This is a genomic window from Pseudomonas sp. B1-22 (assembly GCF_050474425.1).
GTDB lineage: Bacteria > Pseudomonadota > Gammaproteobacteria > Pseudomonadales > Pseudomonadaceae > Pseudomonas.
In genome coordinates this window covers 591,974-608,767 of record NZ_JBCHVH010000003.1, presented here as the reverse complement: position 1 = coordinate 608,767, position 16,794 = coordinate 591,974, and the positions used below count along the sequence as shown (strand labels likewise).

At 66.9% G+C, this 16,794-nt stretch carries 19 protein-coding genes; 8 read left to right on the top strand and 11 right to left on the bottom strand.

Annotation, left to right across the window (positions count from 1 at the left end; all coding sequences use genetic code 11):
* The first annotated feature begins 86 nt into the window (after nt 1-86).
* From ACQ5BL_RS14710 to ACQ5BL_RS14700, 3 genes are all read left to right on the top strand, one after another.
* Complete coding sequence (locus ACQ5BL_RS14710) at nt 87-536, top strand: DMT family transporter (RefSeq protein WP_243804512.1); 450 nt, start codon at nt 87-89, stop codon at nt 534-536.
* 42 nt (nt 537-578) lie between these two features.
* Complete coding sequence (gene idi, locus ACQ5BL_RS14705) at nt 579-1,127, top strand: isopentenyl-diphosphate Delta-isomerase (protein WP_243804511.1); 549 nt, start codon at nt 579-581, stop codon at nt 1,125-1,127.
* An 84-nt stretch (nt 1,128-1,211) separates the two neighbouring features.
* Nucleotides 1,212-1,613, top strand: coding sequence for a YkgJ family cysteine cluster protein (locus ACQ5BL_RS14700; protein WP_243804510.1), 402 nt, complete (start codon nt 1,212-1,214; stop codon nt 1,611-1,613).
* Between the two features lie 3 nt (nt 1,614-1,616).
* Here ACQ5BL_RS14700 and ACQ5BL_RS14695 read toward each other — a convergent pair whose 3' ends face one another.
* Nucleotides 1,617-2,507, bottom strand: a complete 891-nt coding sequence (locus tag ACQ5BL_RS14695) for a hypothetical protein (protein WP_243804509.1) — start codon at nt 2,505-2,507, stop codon at nt 1,617-1,619.
* Complete coding sequence (locus ACQ5BL_RS14690) at nt 2,504-3,226, bottom strand: hypothetical protein (protein ID WP_243804508.1); 723 nt, start codon at nt 3,224-3,226, stop codon at nt 2,504-2,506. The genes ACQ5BL_RS14695 and ACQ5BL_RS14690 overlap by 4 nt, the downstream gene beginning before the upstream one ends.
* A 172-nt stretch (nt 3,227-3,398) precedes the next feature.
* Between ACQ5BL_RS14690 and ACQ5BL_RS14685 the strand changes: the two genes are divergently transcribed.
* The 3 genes from ACQ5BL_RS14685 (at nt 3,399) to ACQ5BL_RS14675 (ending at nt 6,037) form a co-directional block, all read left to right on the top strand.
* Nucleotides 3,399-4,748 carry an MATE family efflux transporter gene (locus ACQ5BL_RS14685; RefSeq protein ID WP_243804507.1) on the top strand — a complete coding sequence of 450 codons (1,350 nt, stop codon included), beginning with the start codon at nt 3,399-3,401 and terminating at the stop codon, nt 4,746-4,748.
* Between the two features lie 97 nt (nt 4,749-4,845).
* Nucleotides 4,846-5,301: a DUF2214 family protein gene (locus tag ACQ5BL_RS14680; RefSeq protein WP_243804506.1), complete on the top strand. Its 456-nt coding sequence runs from the start codon at nt 4,846-4,848 to the stop codon at nt 5,299-5,301.
* A 118-nt stretch (nt 5,302-5,419) separates the two neighbouring features.
* Nucleotides 5,420-6,037, top strand: a complete 618-nt coding sequence (locus ACQ5BL_RS14675; RefSeq protein ID WP_243804505.1) for a hypothetical protein — start codon at nt 5,420-5,422, stop codon at nt 6,035-6,037.
* Here the strand turns inward: ACQ5BL_RS14675 and ACQ5BL_RS14670 are convergent.
* Genes ACQ5BL_RS14670 through ACQ5BL_RS14660 form a run of 3 tightly spaced genes read right to left on the bottom strand, consistent with a single transcriptional unit; the run spans nt 6,028 to nt 8,116 of the window.
* Nucleotides 6,028-6,873, bottom strand: a complete 846-nt coding sequence (locus ACQ5BL_RS14670) for an arylamine N-acetyltransferase family protein (RefSeq protein WP_243804504.1) — start codon at nt 6,871-6,873, stop codon at nt 6,028-6,030. The two genes, ACQ5BL_RS14675 and ACQ5BL_RS14670, sit on opposite strands and share 10 nt — an antisense overlap.
* A gap of 23 nt (nt 6,874-6,896) precedes the next feature.
* Complete coding sequence (locus tag ACQ5BL_RS14665; protein WP_243804503.1) at nt 6,897-7,379, bottom strand: cupin domain-containing protein; 483 nt, start codon at nt 7,377-7,379, stop codon at nt 6,897-6,899.
* The gene (locus ACQ5BL_RS14660; RefSeq protein ID WP_243804502.1) at nt 7,376-8,116 is read right to left on the bottom strand and encodes an NAD-dependent epimerase/dehydratase family protein; all 741 of its coding nucleotides are present in this window, start codon (nt 8,114-8,116) and stop codon (nt 7,376-7,378) included. Before ACQ5BL_RS14660 ends, ACQ5BL_RS14665 begins: the two co-directional genes overlap by 4 nt.
* Nucleotides 8,117-8,303: 187 nt before the next feature.
* Between ACQ5BL_RS14660 and ACQ5BL_RS14655 the strand changes: the two genes are divergently transcribed.
* Entirely contained in the window at nt 8,304-8,864 is a 561-nt protein-coding gene (locus ACQ5BL_RS14655) for an NADPH-dependent FMN reductase (protein WP_243804501.1), read from the top strand.
* Nucleotides 8,865-8,944: 80 nt separating this feature from the next.
* Here ACQ5BL_RS14655 and ACQ5BL_RS14650 read toward each other — a convergent pair whose 3' ends face one another.
* Together ACQ5BL_RS14650 and cbpA are read right to left on the bottom strand one after the other, a co-directional pair.
* Nucleotides 8,945-9,247 carry a chaperone modulator CbpM gene (locus tag ACQ5BL_RS14650; protein WP_243434417.1) on the bottom strand — a complete coding sequence of 101 codons (303 nt, stop codon included), beginning with the start codon at nt 9,245-9,247 and terminating at the stop codon, nt 8,945-8,947.
* Nucleotides 9,244-10,200 carry a curved DNA-binding protein gene (gene cbpA, locus ACQ5BL_RS14645; RefSeq protein WP_243804500.1) on the bottom strand — a complete coding sequence of 319 codons (957 nt, stop codon included), beginning with the start codon at nt 10,198-10,200 and terminating at the stop codon, nt 9,244-9,246. Before cbpA ends, ACQ5BL_RS14650 begins: the two co-directional genes overlap by 4 nt.
* A gap of 260 nt (nt 10,201-10,460) precedes the next feature.
* Between cbpA and ACQ5BL_RS14640 the strand changes: the two genes are divergently transcribed.
* Entirely contained in the window at nt 10,461-11,897 is a 1,437-nt protein-coding gene (locus tag ACQ5BL_RS14640; RefSeq protein ID WP_243804499.1) for a PLP-dependent aminotransferase family protein, read from the top strand.
* 248 nt (nt 11,898-12,145) lie between these two features.
* On the opposite strand, the gene speA is transcribed toward ACQ5BL_RS14640, so the two are convergent.
* The 4 genes from speA to ACQ5BL_RS14620 form a co-directional block, all read right to left on the bottom strand.
* Nucleotides 12,146-14,059: an arginine decarboxylase gene (gene speA, locus ACQ5BL_RS14635; RefSeq protein ID WP_207882458.1), complete on the bottom strand. Its 1,914-nt coding sequence runs from the start codon at nt 14,057-14,059 to the stop codon at nt 12,146-12,148.
* Nucleotides 14,060-14,317: 258 nt separating this feature from the next.
* Nucleotides 14,318-14,689, bottom strand: a complete 372-nt coding sequence (locus tag ACQ5BL_RS14630; protein WP_243804498.1) for a translation initiation factor Sui1 — start codon at nt 14,687-14,689, stop codon at nt 14,318-14,320.
* A gap of 465 nt (nt 14,690-15,154) precedes the next feature.
* A complete protein-coding gene (locus tag ACQ5BL_RS14625) occupies nt 15,155-15,694 on the bottom strand; it encodes an NUDIX hydrolase (RefSeq protein WP_243804497.1) in 540 nt (179 codons plus the stop codon).
* Nucleotides 15,695-15,696: 2 nt separating this feature from the next.
* Entirely contained in the window at nt 15,697-16,761 is a 1,065-nt protein-coding gene (locus ACQ5BL_RS14620; RefSeq protein WP_207882452.1) for a DUF2333 family protein, read from the bottom strand.
* Nucleotides 16,762-16,794 lie beyond the last annotated feature (33 nt).

Below are 16,794 nucleotides of genomic sequence, written 5' to 3'. Positions count from 1 at the left end.
ACTCCAGGAATCGGGCGGAGAGATGCTCCAGTCTGGTGCATACTAGCCGGCTGTCCTTTTCGCTTCGATTACCCAGGAGTCACTCCATGCCCACGCCGCCCTGGTGGATGTTCGTACTACCCCTGATCGCCGGCGCCTGCCTGCCCTTGCAGGCCGGCATCAATGGCCAGCTGGCCAAGCAGGTGTCCAGCGTACTGGCTGCCGCGCTGATCTCGTTCTTCGTCGGCATGATGGGCCTGCTGGTGCTGACCCTCGCCAACCGCGAATTCCCCAGCCTTACCGCCATGCGCGAGCTGCCCTGGTGGCAATGGTGCGGCGGCTTCCTCGGCATGTTCTTCATCTTCATTGCCGCCTTCGCCGCGCCGCGCGTGGGTGCGCTGATGTTCATGGTGCTGGTGCTCGCCGGCCAGCTGGGCATGGCCATGACCCTCGACCACTTCGGCTGGGCCGGCTTCCGCGAATCGCCGGTCAGCGGGCTGAAGATTGCCGGCATGGCCGCCATCGCCGTCGGCATCTGGATGATCCGCAAGGGCTGATAAGCTGGAAGACAGCGGACAGCACGCTCGCAGGAGAGTCCCATGACCGATATCCAGGTGATCCTGGTCGACGAACACGACAACCCGACCGGCACGATGGAGAAGCACGAGGCGCATCACCTGGGGCTGCGCCACCGGGCCATTTCGGTGTACCTGTTCAACCGCGCCGGCGAGCTGCTGCTGCAGCGCCGCGCGCTGGGCAAGTACCACTGCGGCGGATTGTGGAGCAACACCTGCTGCGGCCACCCGTACCCGGACGAAGCGGCGCAGCACGCCGCCGAGCGCCGGCTGCGCGAGGAAATGGGCGTACAGGTCCCGCTGCACAAGCTGTTCGAGTTCAGCTATCGCCTGGAACTGGCCAACGGCATGACCGAACACGAGTACGGCCACCTGTTCGGCGCCATCGACGAGCAGCGGCCGCAACCGGATCCCGAAGAGGCCGACGACTTCCGCTACATCGCCCTGCCCGACCTGGAAGCCGAGATGGCTGCGCACCCGGAGCGCTTCACGCCCTGGTTCCTCGTCTGCTATCCGAGCTTCAGGGACTACCTGCGCGACCACGGGGGACTCGCGGCCCTGCCGACCGTCTGAGGCCTCAGTTCGTCGAAAGGCCGCGCAATTCTTCGCGGCGGCCACTATGATGCGCGCCTTCGCACCACCCCGCCGAATGCCGCCATGAGAAAACCACCGCTGATCGCCAACGCCGAACTGGACCGCCTGGAAACCTGGGCCAAGTACACCTCGGGCCTGTGCAAGGACTGCAATGCCACCTGCTGCACCATGCCGGCGGAAGTGAACGTCAACGACCTGATCCGCATCGGCGTCGTCGACGAGTTCGAGCGCGACGAACCGGCGAAGAACATCGCCAAGCGCCTGCTGAAGGAAGGCATCGTCGAGCGCTTCAACCAGAAGAGCGGCATCTTCACCCTGACCCGCACCAGCAACGGCGACTGCTACTTCCTCGATCGCAAGACCCGCCTGTGCACCGTCTACGCCAAGCGCCCGGACACCTGCCGCAACCACCCGCAGGTCGGCCCGCGTCCCGGTTACTGCGCCTACCGCAAGAAAGCCGACTGATGATCAGGGCTGCAACGGCACCGGAATCGACTTGATCCAGCCGCGCAGACTGAGAAAGACCGGCGCCGACGCCAGCGCGCCGTTCCAAAGGCGGCCGCGCTCCACATAGCGATCTTCCCCCACTTGGTAGCGCAGGGTTTTCTCTGCCCCCAATTGGCCGGCGAAATGCTCGGTGTCCCAGTCGAGCAGCAGGACTCGCACCGTTTCCACGATGGTCGAATCCAGCGCCTCGCGATAGGCCTTGGCATCGCTGGCTGACCACTGGTCAAGGCAGTTCGTACTGCACTCCAGCGCCCGTCCCTGCACCTCGATGCGTCCCTGGTAGATAGCCTGGCGGCCGTGCATCAGTTGCACTTCGCTGACCAGTCTCAGGCTTCGCGAATCCTGGCTGAGCAACGCCTGCGGCTCGACACGCAGCTCGAAGGCGCCGGCACTGGAAATCGGCCGGTTGGCCTGGGCGAACGCCCGAGTGAAGCCCTCGGCAAATACCCCATCCAGCGCTTGAGCGTCCAGGGCAGCACGCAGCGGAGCAACGCGCTGTCGAGCCTCGTCCTGTCGGGTTCGCTTGAGCTCGCCCTGGCTGAGGTTGGCAGCCAGCGCCGTGCCAATCGCAACACCCAGCCCTACTCCCGCCCCGCCGCCAGCGTTGTTCGAGCTGTTCACCGACACCTGGATGTTCTGTGCCGCTGCGTTGCCGCGCTCGATGATGCCCGTGCCATCGTTGGAAACCGCACCCTGCAGCAGGCGCTCGGCGCCCGGCGCTACCGTCAGCGCGAAGGTTTGCCCGGACAGCAGGCTGCGCAGGTCGCCAGCCGCGCTAGGACGCAGCACCTTCTGCCCGGCACAGCCCGTCAGCAACAGACAGGCCAGCGCGATGCAGACTGTGCCTTTCATGGTTTCGCGACTGAGAGTTGCTGATCGCGGAATACGTCCAGCAGCTCCTGCTGGGTGGAGTCCAGTGCCTGGTAGAAGGCGTTGGTCAGGTTGGGGAACTCCGGCGCCTCGTCCCACTCGCCATCGGCGGCGCGGCTGAAGACCTTGGGCTGGTAGTACAGCATACGGTTGTCATCCAGATCGATGACGTAGGTGGTAACGACCACCTGGGCCACCGGCACGCTGGTGGGCGCCACACTGTAGTAGCTGCGCGTCGTGCCGACCGAAGCAAAGGAGAACAGCACCAGCTTGTCGATCTGTTTCTGCGCCTTGAGCGGCTGGAAATCCTTGGCGGTGAAGCCAGTCTTCTCCGAGGAGACTTTCTTCATCGTCTCCAGGTTCAGCGGCTCGTCGAGCTTGACGACGGTATAGCCCTTGTCCTGAAGGATGGTGGAGACCTGCTGGGGAATCTCGCGCAGCGAACTGGCATCCCAAGTCTCTACCTTGGCTCGCAAACCCGAGGCCATTCCGCTGTTCACCGCATAGTCGAGCAGGCCTTGCTGGCCTGTCAGGAGGACAGTGGGTGCAGGAATCTGGGTATAGGCAACACCGATGCGTTCCTGTTTTTCGATCCAGAATGCCTGGTCCATCGGAACCGGGGGCTGCGGGGTGGCGCAGCCGGTCAGCAGGGCGAGGCAAAGCAGCGGCAGCGCCAGCAGGGCGCGGCAGAATCCATTCATGACTATTCCTTGATCGACATCTTCCGGCGAGGTGCCTGGAAATCGGCGCCGACCTTACAGTAGCCAAACGCCATCATGCAATATTCCGCCAACAGATCGACGTCAAATAATTTGCGGAACGGCATCACAGAGCGTTGGCTCGCTATACTGCGGGCCTGCTCAGGAGCCCCGCATGAATCCCCTGCTCGAAGCCTGGCGTCACCAGCCGACCCACCGCCGCGTCTGGGCGCTCGCCGCGCCGATGATCCTCTCCAACGTCTCCGTGCCCCTGGTCACCCTGGTGGACAGCGCGGTGATCGGCCATCTGCCGCACGCCCACCAGTTGGGCGCGGTGGCCGTCGGCGGCGGGCTCTACACCCTGCTGGTGGGCGTGCTCGGCTTCCTGCGCATGGGCACCACCGGCTTCGCCGCCCAGGCCGCCGGCCGCAGTGATGGCGGCGCGCTGCGGCGGATTCTCGGTCAGGGCTTGCTGCTCGCCGTGGGCCTGGCGCTGCTGCTCGGGCTGCTGGCGGTGCCGCTGACCGATCCGGCACTGGCGCTGATGCGGCCGTCCGCCGAACTCGATACGCTGGCCCGGCAGTTCTTCCATATCCGCCTGCTCGGCCTGCCGGCGGCGCTGGCCACCTACGCGCTGGTCGGCTGGTTCCTCGGCACCCAGAACGCGCGTGCGCCACTGGCGATCCTGCTGACCACCAACCTGATCAACATCGCCCTCGACCTGTGGTTCGTGCTTGGCCTGGAATGGGGCGTGGCCGGCGCCGCGCGGGCCTCGGTGATCGCCGAATGGAGCGGCGCCCTGCTCGGCCTGGCGCTGACCCGTGGCGCCCTGCTGCGCTACCCCGGCCAGCCGGACTGGTCGCGCCTGCGCGCGTGGATGAGCTGGCGGCCGCTGCTGATGGTCAACCGCGACATCTTCATCCGTAGCCTGGCGCTGCAGGGCGTGTTCTTCCTGCTCACCGTGCAGGGCACGCGCCTGGGTGATGCCACGGTGGCGGCCAATGCGCTGCTGCTCAATGGCCTGATGATCACCTCCTACGCCCTCGATGGCCTCGCCCACGCAGTGGAAGCCCTCTGCGGCCACGCCATCGGCGGCCGCGACCGCACCGCGCTGCGCCGCTCGCTGGTGGTGGCCTGCGGCTGGTCGCTGATCGCCAGTCTGTTGTTCGTGGCCTTCTTCACCTTCGGCGGGCATCTGTTCATCGCCTTGCAGAGCGACATCCCCGAAGTGCGCGCCACCGCCGACCAGTACCTGCCCTACCTCGCCTGCCTGCCGCTGATCGGCCTGTGGAGCTACCTGCTGGACGGCCTGTTCATTGGCGCCACCCGTGCCCGCGAGATGCGCAACGCCATGCTCCTGGCCTGCGCTGCCAGCCTGCCGCTGGGCCTGCTGCTGCAACCGTTCGGCAATCACGGCCTGTGGCTGACCTTCCTGTGCTTCATGCTGCTGCGCGGATTGATCCTCGGGCTCTACGCCTGGAGGCTGACGCGCAACGATGCCTGGCAGGTGCCCGCCGGAGCCTGAAAATGTGGACCGTGCGCTGGCACGCGCGGAGGCTGCCCTCTACAGTGCCAGGCACCGCGCATTCGCGCCCCAAGGCCCCACCAGAAGGACCCGTCCCATGGCCCAAGCCATTGCCGCCTACCTGCATTACCTGTCGATCTTCGTGCTGTTCGCCCTGCTGGTGCTGGAGCACCGCCTGTTCCGCCTGCCGCTGGACCTGGAACGCGCGCGCAGCCTGATCGTCGTCGACATCGCCTACGGTGCCTGCGCCGGCGTGGTGCTGCTGACCGGCGCGGCGCGGGTCATGTGGTTCGCCAAGGGCCCGGAGTACTACCTGCACAACAGCCTGTTCCACGCCAAGATCGGGCTGTTCGTGCTGGTCGCGCTGTTGTCGATCCTGCCGACCATGACCTTCCTCAACTGGCGCAACGACCTCAAGGCCGGCCGGGTCCCGCAGATCAACGCGCGCCAGTGCAAGCTGGTGACCATGACTATCCGCCTGGAACTGCTGGCCCTGCTGATCCTGCCCTTGCTGGCCACGCTGATGGCGCGTGGTTACGGAATGATCGGCTGATGCCGGCACGGACCTGATCAGCACTGTCCGACCAACCTTCGGGACAACTCCGATCCCGGCGTCCCCCTGATCCAGGGATGCTCCTGCGCAGCTCACCGAACTGCCGCAGGACAGTCCCATGCACGCCCCCACCGCCCGCCTCGCCCTCGCCGGCTCGCTTGCCCTTGGCCTGACCGCCTGCGCGAGCAACGACTTCACCCTTGAGGCGGACCTGCCCGGCGATTTCAAGTTCACCGGCGATGCCCTGTACGTCGCCACGGTGAACAGCGCCTGCCCCCAGCAGAGCCGGCACCGCCTCTTCGAAACCGCCGGCAATGGCGAGCGGCCACGGCGCATCAGCTTCGTGGTACCGCTCAAGCAGAAGCGCGAGGGATGCAACCTGGAACTCAGCGGCATCAGCATCGAGCTCGATGGCAGTTCACTGCCGATCTACTCCGACAGCAATCGCGCCGACGTCGCACTGGCCGGCCTGGTCGTTCGCGACCGGCTGCCCGCCGGGGAGCCCAGCATGCCTCGCGAGGGCACGCTGATCTTCGACGGTCAGTGCCGCTGGGGCGTCCCGGCGGACGGCGCCGTCCGAACCTTGCAGTGCCACGCATCCGATCTGCAGGGGCACTGGTTCGAAGGCGCCCCTGGCGGTGTGCTACAGCGTGATCAATTGGCCGGGCGCACCGTGCGCCTGGCCATCGCCATGCCGGCGGAACCGACCGAACTGGCCGGCGCCGCTCATCCCTGAGCCGCGAGCAATTGCGCCAGGCGCTGCCGCAGTGCCGGCATATCACGTTCCGCCGGCCATAGGCGGAAACGCTCACGCAGCACCGCCAGCAACTCGTCGGCATCCTCGATGCTGCGCTGCTCGACCGCACCGTCGGCGTTACGCCGGTTGAACTGGCCATTGAGCAGCGACAGGCGCGCACCGTCCTCGCTGATTGCCACGCGCAGGGACAGACGGAACACGCTCTGTGAATGGGTCGAGGTGTACCAGTTGCGCATGGCGTAATCGATCCATAGCTGCGGCTGCAGGGTGAAGCGGTACAGCGTCTGCCAACCGGAGCTGGAGCGCGTCGCCATCTCGATCTCCCCATCGAGTGCGCCGGTCAGGCGCCAGCCGCCGGGCAGTTCCTCGTTCAGCCGCAGCGGCAACGCACGGGGCGATGCGGGGCCGCCGAAGCCGATGTCCACCAGGAACACGCCTTCGGCCAGGTCGACCCGCAGCAGCAGGTGCGACTGCGGGGTCAGCGGCGCATCGGCCGGCAAGCCCCAGCGTACCCGGCCGACCAGCAGCGTCACCCGGTAGTCGAGGCTGGTCAGCAGGCGGGCGAACAGGCTGTTCAGCTCGAAGCAGTAGCCGCCGCGACGCTGCTCCACCACCTTGGCGAAGACTGCCTGCGGATCGATGTTCACATTCTTTTCCAGCAGCACGTCGAGGTTCTCGAACGGCAGGTGGTGCAGAGCAGCGCCAATCAGCCGGTCGAGATTCGCCAGGGTCGGTTCCGGGCGCTCAACCGGCAGGCCGATACGGGCCAGAGTGGCGTCGAGCTGGGCGGTGCTGAAGGGGGTAAGCGGGGTCATGCGAGTCTCCTTTCGCAAAGCATTCAATGTTGGGGTTCCGGGATCAGCAGCGGGCCGCAGTGCTCGTCGCTGATGATCACCGCGAGCAGCCGGGCCGGCTCGCTCGCGCTGGGATTCTCGGCGAACAGGTGCAAGTCGCCAGTGGGTTCGAACCAGGTTTCCCCCGCGCCGTAGGTCCGCGCCGGCAGGCCCTGCATCTGCGAGCGCACCTGGCCGCTGACCACGATAGCGGTGACCGCGCCGGGGTGCCGGTGTGCGGGGGTGAAGCCGTTGGGCGGGAAGTCCACCCGCAGCGTGGTGACGACCTTGCCAGGCATCTCCGCCAGAGGCTCGCAAGACAGGCGGCTGACCTGGGTGCTCGGCCGGGCACTGGCCGAGTGCTGCACGTGACTGTCGGCCAGTTGTACCAGCGGACGCGACCAGGGTTGCCAGAGCAGCGCGCCGGCCGTCACGGCGGCGGCCAGCAGCAGTCCGGTACGGACCTCGCGGCCCAGCGCGGGGTTCACGGACGAGTTCCTTGCAGGCGGAAGCCGGGCTGCCAACCCAGGCGGTGGCGGGCCTTGGCCGAACTCACCTCGATGTCCTGCTCGGCGATGTTGTAGCAACCCCGCACGCCCCACTCCAGCGCCAGCAACGCGGCGTGGGCGGCGTCATCCACATGCACGGCCAGTCGCGGGTCCGGCGCATCGCTGCCGGTGCCCGGTCCGTAGAGACGGCCGTAGCGCAGGACGATGCCTTCCATCGGCGCCGCGCCGAGCACGGCGGACTCCAGCGCGGCCACACCGCCGACACTGACGGCGCGGCTGCCTTCGGCCGCCAGGTCCAGGGGTTGCTCCTCGTGCAGCGGCAGCTCGCCCGGCGCATAGGCCCAGGCGATGCTCTGCGCCACCATGCGCTCGACGCCCGCGGCCAGGGCGGCGGCCACCAGGTTGGCGGTGCCCTCGCGGCGCAACCGGGCATTGCGCGGCTGGGCGGCGGGCATTTGCGCCGGGTCCAGCCCCGCCGGCAGATCGGTGAGCTGATGAACGACCCAGCGCGGCTGGAACGCCCGCATCGCGCCCTGCAACGCGTCGGCGTCGTAGACATCCAGCACCATCGCCCGGGCGCCCGCCGCCTCCAGTTCGGCGGCGCGCTGTGGCGAACGACTCACGGCGAGTACCTGGTAGCCGCGCTCCAGCAGCAGCGGCAGCAGGCGCTTGCCAATGGCGCCGCTGGCGCCGGCGAAGAACACTTTCATGCACATGATCGACCTCGAAAGGCTCGGGTGGCTCGGTTGGGTGGAGAATGGGGCCACTCTAGGGCCGCCATGCCCCAGCCAACAGAGCCAAGACCACGCAAATCAACTGGGACATGACCGTGCGAAGGCGCGGGCAAAGCCGCCACCATCGTCTATAACAAACGGCTCAACACCCGTTCTTGAAGGAGTCGTCATGAGCCAAGTCTTCGATGTCGCCGTAGTCGTCGGCAGCCTGCGCAAGGAATCCCTGAACCGCAAGATCGCCAAGGCCTTCGTCCGGCTGGCGCCGTCCAACCTGAAGCTGGAGATCGTGGAGATCGGCGACCTGCCGCTGTACAACGAGGAGCATGACAGCGCCACGCCACCGGCCAGCTATACGGCCTTCCGCGAGCGCATCCGCCGCGCCGACGCCGTGCTGTTCGTCACTCCGGAGTACAACCGCTCGGTACCCGGCGTGCTGAAGAACGCCATCGACGTCGGCTCGCGCCCCTATGGCAAGAGCGCCTGGAACGGCAAGCCGTGCGCGGTGGTCAGCGCCTCCCCGGGCGCGATCGGTGGCTTCGGCGCCAACCATCACCTGCGCCAGTCGCTGGTGTTCCTCAACATGCCGGTCCTGCAGCAGCCGGAAGCCTACCTGGGCGGCGCCGGCAGCTTCTTCGACGAGACCGGGCAACTGTCCGAAAAGACCCAGCCCTTCCTGCAAAGCATCATCGACGCCTTCGCCCGCTGGATCGAGCAGAACCAGCCGCGCTGAAACAACAGTGCGCCGGCCCTTGCGAGCCGGCGCACATCGTTCACTCCAACGAGCTGCGGCAGGGCGAACGATCGCCTGCCTCAGTCCTCCAGCAGGCGCGCCAGGCGCTGGCGCAGGTAGCGATTCTCCGCGCGCAGCGCGTCCACTTCATCCAGCAGGCGCAGGGCCAGGGCGATGCCCGGCCAGTCCAGCTCGAATTCGCGACGCAGGCGTACGGCGCGGCGCACCACGCCGACCGCCTGGTAATCGAACACCCAGTGGCCACCGCGTTGCTCGCAGGGCTCCACGATGCCCACCTCGACGATCTCGACGAGCACGTCGCGGGGCAGGTTCACCGACTGGCAGAGCTCGTCGAGGTCCACCACCATCACTGTCGTCGTCATGCGCGTTTCCCCCATTCGGCGCGGGGATCGAAGGCCGCCTTGGCAGCCAGTTCCTCCCAGAGTTTACGAGTCGCCTCGTCGGCGTTCTTCGGCATCACCACCTTGAGCACGGCGTAGAGATCGCCGGGCGCGGCATCGCCCTTGTTCGGCAGGCCCTTGCCCTTGATCCGCAGGCGCTGCCCGGCCTGGCTCGACGCGGGAATGCCGAGGTTGATCCGGCCACCCAGGGTCGGCACTTCCACCTTGGCGCCCAGCGCGGCTTCCCAGGGCGCCACCGGCACGGTGACGACCAGGTCGCGGCCATCGACGTCGAATACCGGGTGCGGCACCAGGCGGATCACCAGGTACAGGTCGCCCGCCGGCCCGCCGTTGATACCCGCCGCGCCTTGCCCCTTCAGGCGAATGCGCTCGCCGTCGGTGGTGCCCACCGGGATCTTCACGTTCAGGGTCTTGCTCTGCGGCGGCAGCTTGCGGCCGTACTCGTCGTAGCTGGGCAGGCTGAAGCTGATCGGCCGGCTCTCGCCGGAGAGGGCTTCCTCGAGGAACAGCGGCACTTCCATTTCCACGTCCTGGCCGCGGTGGGCGCGCGGCTGACGAGCACCACCACCGGCTCCGGCGCGCGCACCGAAGATCTGCTCGAAGAAGTCGCTGAAATCCTGCTCGTGCTCCGGCGGCGGGCCGTCGAAGCCACCGCGCGGCTGCCAGCCGGGCGGCGCCTCGAACTGCGGTCCCTGCTGGCCGTATTTGCGCAGCTCGTCGTACTCGGCGCGTTTCTCCGGGCTCTTGAGCACTTCATAGGCCTCGGAGACTTCCTTGAAGTGCGCCTCGGCGTCCGGCTCCTTGCTGACGTCCGGGTGGTACTTGCGCGCGAGCTTGCGGTAGGCGGTCTTGATCGCCTTCTCGTCGGCGTCGGGGGCTACCCCCAGGGCCGCGTAGTAATCCTTGAATTCCATCGGTATCGGTCACTCCTCACATGCGTTGGACCTGTCGGCGCCTGAATACGAGGGGATCACGCAGGCAGCCGAGGCCGCTGCGCGCACAGCGAGGCGAACAGGAGGAAAAAGCGGGTCGTGCCATACAGATGGAGGCGGCTTCCCCGTTTTTCAACACTCCCGAAAGCCTAGACGCTGATCCTGCCGCGCATTGGACAAGGCGACCTGATACCGGTCATGGCATAGTCATTCTCCTTGCTTCACTACTGAATGATCAGGCCATGACCACGCCCATCGACGCGATCCGCCAGCCGCTGGACCCCGGCCTGGCGCTGCCGATCTACCGCCAGCTCTACGAGCGCATCAAGGACGCCATCGCCCGCGGCGCGCTGCGCCCTGGCGAGCGCGTGCCGCCGGTGCGCGGGCTGGCCGGCGAGCTGGGCGTGGCGCGGGGTACGGTGGAGCTGGCCTACCAACTGCTGACCAGCGAGGGTTACCTGCAGGCGCGAGGGCCGGCGGGCACGGTGGTTTCGCCGCAGCTTGCCGGGCGGACCTCGCCCGCCCCGACCGTGGTGCTCGACCCGGCCACGGTGGAACGCAGCCTGCCCGGCGTGATCGCCCATGGCCCGGCCGTCAAACCACTGCAGCTCGGCCTGCCGGCACTGGACGCCTTCCCCCGCGCGCTGTGGTCGCGCCTGTGCGCGCGCCGACTGCGCCAGCAGAGCGCGACGGCCCTGGCCTATCCCGAGCCTTGTGGCTACGGCCCGCTGCGCGAGGCGGTGGCGGGTTATCTGGGTATATCCCGAGGGATCGTCTGCGATCCCGCGCAGGTGTTCATCTGCGCTGGCTACCAGGGCGCGCTGGACCTGATCAGCCGCACCCTGCTCGAACCCGGCCAGGGCTTCTGGCACGAGGACCCGGGCTACCCGCGCGGCCGGGAACTGCTGCGCCGCGCTGGCGGCGTGCCCGTTGCGGTACCCGTGGATAACGACGGCCTGCAGGTGGAAGACGGCATCGCCCGCGCGCCGGACGCCCGCTTCGCCCTGGTCACGCCGTCACAGCAGAGCCCCACTGGCGTCGCCCTCAGCCTGCCACGTCGGCTGGCCCTGCTGGACTGGGCGGAACGCGCGGACGCCTGGATCATCGAGGACGACTATGACAGCGAATACCGCTATGCCGGTTTCCCCTTGCCAGCGCTGAAGAGCCTCGACCGCACGGGCCGCGTGCTCTACACCGGCACCTTCAGCAAGGTGCTCTATCCGGCGCTGCGCCTGGGCTATCTCGTCGTCCCGCCGGCGCTGGTGGAAGATTTCGTGCGCAGCCAGCAGGTGTTCGCTTCCGGCTGCGCCGAACTGTTGCAGGCGACGCTGTGCGACTTCATGCAGGAAGGTCACTTCGCGCGCCATCTCAAGCGCACCCGCGTGCTCTATGCGCAGCGTCGACAGTGGTTGCGCGCGGCGTTGCAAGCGCGGCTGGGCGAGCGCCTGCGATTTGCCGACACGCCCGGCGGGTTGAACCTGATCGGTACGGTGCAAGGCGACGACCTCGCCATCGCCGCCCGCGCCCATGCCGACGGGCTGGGTCTGCAGGCACTGAATGCCTGGTGTGTGGAAGCGAAACGCGAACCGGCGCTGGTGATGAGCTTCACCAATGTGGTGGATGAATCGATGGCGTCGCGATTGGCGGAGCGAGTGGGACAAACGATGGGCCCCTTGTAGGAGCGAGCTTGCTCGCGAATGGCGTTTCCCGGCGACATCGGTGTTGGGCGGTTCGCGAGCAAGCTCGCTCCTACAGAAAGCAGATGTGGAAGCGCGAGCGCTTATACGCCGTACGATACTCCCCTGTAGGAGCGGGCCATGCCCGCGATCGCGCGCATGGCGAGCTCCTACGATCAGCTCCGGTGCACCGGCAGGAAATAAAAAGCCCCGCCGAAGCGGGGCTTTCATCCTGCGAACGCCGTTGTCCGTCAGGACGACAGGTAAGCCGAACGGGTCAGCCCCAGGCGCAGCGCGTCGAGATACTGCGTACGCTCGCGCGCGGTGAGCTTGGCCCCGGCAACCTTGTCGCGGTAGTGGGTCATCAGCTCCTCGGGCGACAGGTGCACGTAGCGCAGCATGTCCTCGATGGTGTCGTGGGTCTCGATGCCGGCGTGGTAGTAGCTGCCGTCGGCGTTCTGGTAGACGTTCACCGAGTCGGTGTCGCCGAACAGGTTGTGCATGTCGCCGAGGATTTCCTGGTAGGCGCCGACCAGGAAGGTGCCGATCAGGTAGTCCTCGCCTTCCTTCACGTCGTGCACCGGCATGCTGGTCTCGATGCTCTGCTCGTCGACGTACTGGGTGATCTTGCCGTCGGAGTCGCAGGTCAGGTCCTGCAGCACCGCGCGGCGGGTCGGCTCCTCGCCCAGGCGGTGGATCGGCAGGATCGGCAGCACCTGGCCGATGGCCCAGGTGTCGGGCAGGCTCTGGAACACCGAGAAGTTGCAGATGTACTTGTCGGCCAGCTTGTCGTTCAGCTCGTCGAGCACCTGGCGGTGCGAACGCTGGTGCGCCTTGAGCTGGTTGTGCAGGCGGCGGCAGATGGCGAAGTAGCACTGTTCGGCCAGGGCCTTCTGCGCCAGGCTGATCTTGCCCTCGGCGTACTGCGCGGCGGCATCGCTCATGTAGTGGGTGGCGCGCCAGTAGGTCTCGGTGACCATCTCGGCCTCGGTCGGGCCGAGCAGGTCGGCCAGCCACTGGACGATTTCCGGCTGTTCGGCCAGGTCGGTGATCTTCGGCACTTCGTCGTTGTGGCGCTCGACGTCGGTGACCTGGGTGATCAGCACCGCGTGGTGCGCGGTCAGCGCGCGGCCGCTCTCGGAGAAGATGTGCGGATGCGGCAGGCCCTGCGCGTCGCAGAATTCCTTGAGCATGCCCACCACCACACCGGCGTAATCGTCGATGTCGTAGTTGATCGAGCTGGCGTTGCGCGAGTGGGTGCCATCGTAGTCCACACCCAGGCCGCCGCCGACGTCCACGTGGTCCACCGGCAGGCCGAGGGCGCGCAGTTCGCCGTAGTAGCGGATGGCTTCCTTGAAGCCGTGCTGGTAGTCGGCGAGATTCGCGATCTGCGAGCCCATGTGGAAGTGCAGCAGGCGCACGCCCTGGTCCAGGCCAGCACCGCGGAAGCGCTCGACCACCGACAGCAGCTGCGCGGCGGACAGACCGAACTTGGCCTTCTCGCCACCGGTGTCAGCCCACTTGGAGGAGGCCAGGGAGGACAGGCGCACGCGCAGGCCGACCTGCGGCAGCACGCCGACGTTGGCGGCCTCCTCGATCACCAGCTGCACCTCGGATTCCTTCTCGATCACGATGAACACGTTGTGGCCGAGCTTCTGCCCCATCAGCGCCAGCTTGATGAACTCGCGGTCCTTGTAGCCGTTGCAGACGATGGTGCCGCCCTTGGGCGCGAGCGCCAGCACGGCCATCAGCTCGGGCTTGGAGCCGGCCTCCAGGCCGATGGAGACGTTCTGGGTGGCGATGATGCTTTCCACCACCGCTTCCTGCTGGTTGACCTTGATCGGGTACAGCGCGGTGTAGCGGCTGCCGTATTCCAGACGCGCGATGTTGGCGTCGAAGGCGCCGGTGAGCTTGCGCACGCGGTCCTGCAGGATGTCCGGGAAACGCACCAGCAGCGGCAGCGACAGGCCGGCTTCGCGCAGCTGGTCGACCAGCCCGTGCAGATCGATCGGCTTGGCATCGGCGCCCTGCGGGCGAACTTCCACGTTACCGGCGTCGTTGATGGCGTAGTAGCCCGCGCCCCAGTGGCGAATTCCGTAGATGCTGCGGCTGTCAGCCACGGTCCAGTTGCTGCCGTCGTCTTTGCGGGTCCGTCTAGCGGCCATGCGGGGTGGTCTCCTCAAGTGTCTCGAATGAATGCAGGCGCCCGCCCGGCGAGCGGGTGAGTCGTCAAAGCCTAGTCGGCTGGTGTGACGTTGCCGTGTTGACCGCCAGCGTTGGCGGTAAGTTTAGGTAAATCCGACGATGCGCCCAGGGCGCGCCGAAAAATCTCCCATCTAGGGAAAGGGCTTGCCGGCCATGCACAGCATGCGCATTGCCTGGAACCCGTTCTCTACAGGGGAGCGTCTCTTGAGTGAGACGGCTCAGCCGCCGGACTTCTTCGCCTTGAGACCGCGCTTGGTCAGCTCTTCGAGCAGCAGGTCGACGTGGTCGCCCTGGATCTCGATGATGCCGTCCTTGAGCGCGCCACCCGTGCCGCAACGCTTCTTCAGCGCGGTGGCCAGGTCCTTCAGCGCATCGGCCGCCAGCGGCACGCCGGTCACCGTGGTCACGGTCTTGCCACCGCGGCCCTTGGTTTCACGACGCACGCGAGCGATGCCATCGCCGGCCGGAATTTCGGCCTGCTTGCAGATGCACGCGGCAATGGGCTGATTGCAGTCCGGGCAGTGCCGGCCGGAATCAGTGGAATAGACGAGCCCGCCGAGGGCGGACAGGGAGGATGCTTTCTTGACCACCGGGCTTTATTCCCCAGGATTGGCCTCTAAGACACTGTTCATGGTTGGCTGCGCGTCGGCGGTACTGCGTTGGAAACCGTCTCGGGATGCTCATTTACTGCCGTAAACTCCGCTCCCTCGGCGCTTTCCGCCTTGTACCGCTCTAGCTCGCCCCCCCTGAACCGGTCTTGCCGGCCAGGTCAACGAATGGCCGGCTGGCGCCGACCGCGACGCCCCACTCAGGCAGGGGCTGCGCAATTCCCGGCGGAGGACCCGGCCGGAAAGGTCGCGCAATGTACCAGCATTGCCGGCAAATGCTAAGAGCAGAAATGCGTCATTGATCGGTGGTTTGGCGACATGCGCCCTCTGAATGGCATGTGGAAGTCGGATCGAGCGATCGCGGACAGAGTCCGCTCCTACGCCAGGGTCAGCATCTGGGTAGGAGCGGACTCCGTCCGCGATGTGTCGGGGTCCGCTCCGGGCCCCTCAGAAACTAACCAGATACTTACGCAACGCCACCAGCGAATCCGGGCAGTACGGCGTGCCGGCCTTCGCCTCGGCCAGCACCTGGTGCGGATCGATGAAGCGCGCTTCCATCACCTCTTCCGGTTGCAGCCTGAGCGGCGCATCGGAGACCGCGGAAAACACCGCGCACCAGAGGCGGTTGTCCGGCTGGTCGAAGAAGAACGAACCATGCTCACGCAACTCGACGCCGGAAATGCCCAGTTCCTCTTCCAGCTCGCGGGCGGCGGACTCGGCGTAGCTCTCGTCCGCCAGCACCATGCCGCCGGCGGCCGGGTCCCAGTAGCCGGGATAGATCGCCTTGCTCAAGGTCCGGCGGTGCACGCACAGCTCGCCGGCCGTGTTGAACAGCAGGATGAAGGTGCCCCGGCCGATCAGCCCGCGCTCGCGCAATTCCGCGCGCGGCAGGCTGCCCCTGAGTTCGTCGTCCCGGTTGACCCAGGCGACCAACTCGGCGTCCGAAGCCGCCCGGTGGGCGGCTTCCTTGTCGCTGATCCCGTCCATCGTCAGCCCTGGGCCAGCAGCTGACGCAGGTCGATGATCGCGGCGTTGGCGCGGGAGATGTAGTTGGCCATCACCAGCGAATGGTTGGCCAGCACACCGAAGCCGCTGCCGTTGAGCACCATCGGGCTCCACAGCGGCGCCTGGGCGGCTTCCAGCTCGCGGATGATCTGGCGCACGCTGACGGTGGCGTTCTTCTTCGCCAGCACGTCGGCGAAGTCCACCTCGATGGCGCGCAGGATGTGCGACAGCGCCCAGGCCTGGCCACGGGCTTCGTAGAACACGTTGTCGATCTGCAGCCAGGGGGTTTCCTGCAGCTCTTCCTCGACCTGCGGCGCCTCGCCCGGCACCACCGGCGCGGTGGGCTTGATGTTGGTGTTGAGCTTCACCCGGCCGACACTGGCCGAGAGGCGCTGGGACAGCGAGCCCAGGCGGGTGGAAACGTCACCCAGCCAGTTGTTCAGGCTGTCGGCGCGGCCATAGAACTGCGCACCGGCAGGGTCGGCGGAGAGGCGCGCCAGGTAGCGGTCCAGCGACTTGATGCCTTCGGCGTACTCCGACTCGGAGGACGGCAGCGCCCAGCTCTTGTTGTCGAAGTTGAAGCGCGGCTCGGCGCGAGCCAGGTCCGCGTCCTCGGTGGACTGCGACTGGGAACGGGCGAAGTCCTTGCGCAGCGCGCGGGACAGGTCGCGTACCTGGACCAGGGCGCCGTACTCCCAGCTGGGCATGTTGTCCAGCCAGACACCCGGCGGGAAGATGTCGTTGGAGAGATAGCCGCCCGGCTTGTTCAGCAGCGTGGCAACCACTTCCTTGAGGGTTTCCACCGTGGTGTAGCCGACCACCATATGCCGACCGGCGCGCTCGGCCGCGGCCTGGGCGTTCTGCTGCACGGGGAAGAGGTCAGGTTCCTGGCTCCAGTACCAGCCGATCACACCGCAGATCAGCAGGTAGACGCCCAGCAGGCCACCGAGAACACGGCTCAGCCAGGGCCCGCCGAAGTAGGCGCGTACGTCGTCCACCGAGTCATCGACGCGATCGCGCACGGAGCCGCGTTTCTTCCAATTCCACATGGCAAAGTCCTTAGCATCACGAAAACGAGAGGG

Coding starts and splice junctions, on each gene's coding strand:
- ACQ5BL_RS14670 (WP_243804504.1), bottom strand. CDS start 6,873: ATGACCCCGCTTACCCCCTTCAGCACCGCCCAGCTCGACGCCACTCTG.
- ACQ5BL_RS14695 (WP_243804509.1), bottom strand. CDS start 2,507: ATGAAAGGCACAGTCTGCATCGCGCTGGCCTGTCTGTTGCTGACGGGC.
- ACQ5BL_RS14675 (WP_243804505.1), top strand. CDS start 5,420: ATGCACGCCCCCACCGCCCGCCTCGCCCTCGCCGGCTCGCTTGCCCTT.
- cbpA (WP_243804500.1), bottom strand. CDS start 10,200: ATGGAATTCAAGGATTACTACGCGGCCCTGGGGGTAGCCCCCGACGCC.
- ACQ5BL_RS14680 (WP_243804506.1), top strand. CDS start 4,846: ATGGCCCAAGCCATTGCCGCCTACCTGCATTACCTGTCGATCTTCGTG.
- ACQ5BL_RS14685 (WP_243804507.1), top strand. CDS start 3,399: ATGAATCCCCTGCTCGAAGCCTGGCGTCACCAGCCGACCCACCGCCGC.
- ACQ5BL_RS14640 (WP_243804499.1), top strand. CDS start 10,461: ATGACCACGCCCATCGACGCGATCCGCCAGCCGCTGGACCCCGGCCTG.
- ACQ5BL_RS14625 (WP_243804497.1), bottom strand. CDS start 15,694: ATGGACGGGATCAGCGACAAGGAAGCCGCCCACCGGGCGGCTTCGGAC.
- ACQ5BL_RS14650 (WP_243434417.1), bottom strand. CDS start 9,247: ATGACGACGACAGTGATGGTGGTGGACCTCGACGAGCTCTGCCAGTCG.
- ACQ5BL_RS14710 (WP_243804512.1), top strand. CDS start 87: ATGCCCACGCCGCCCTGGTGGATGTTCGTACTACCCCTGATCGCCGGC.
- ACQ5BL_RS14700 (WP_243804510.1), top strand. CDS start 1,212: ATGAGAAAACCACCGCTGATCGCCAACGCCGAACTGGACCGCCTGGAA.
- speA (WP_207882458.1), bottom strand. CDS start 14,059: ATGGCCGCTAGACGGACCCGCAAAGACGACGGCAGCAACTGGACCGTG.
- ACQ5BL_RS14660 (WP_243804502.1), bottom strand. CDS start 8,116: ATGTGCATGAAAGTGTTCTTCGCCGGCGCCAGCGGCGCCATTGGCAAG.
- idi (WP_243804511.1), top strand. CDS start 579: ATGACCGATATCCAGGTGATCCTGGTCGACGAACACGACAACCCGACC.
- ACQ5BL_RS14655 (WP_243804501.1), top strand. CDS start 8,304: ATGAGCCAAGTCTTCGATGTCGCCGTAGTCGTCGGCAGCCTGCGCAAG.
- ACQ5BL_RS14690 (WP_243804508.1), bottom strand. CDS start 3,226: ATGAATGGATTCTGCCGCGCCCTGCTGGCGCTGCCGCTGCTTTGCCTC.
- ACQ5BL_RS14620 (WP_207882452.1), bottom strand. CDS start 16,761: ATGTGGAATTGGAAGAAACGCGGCTCCGTGCGCGATCGCGTCGATGAC.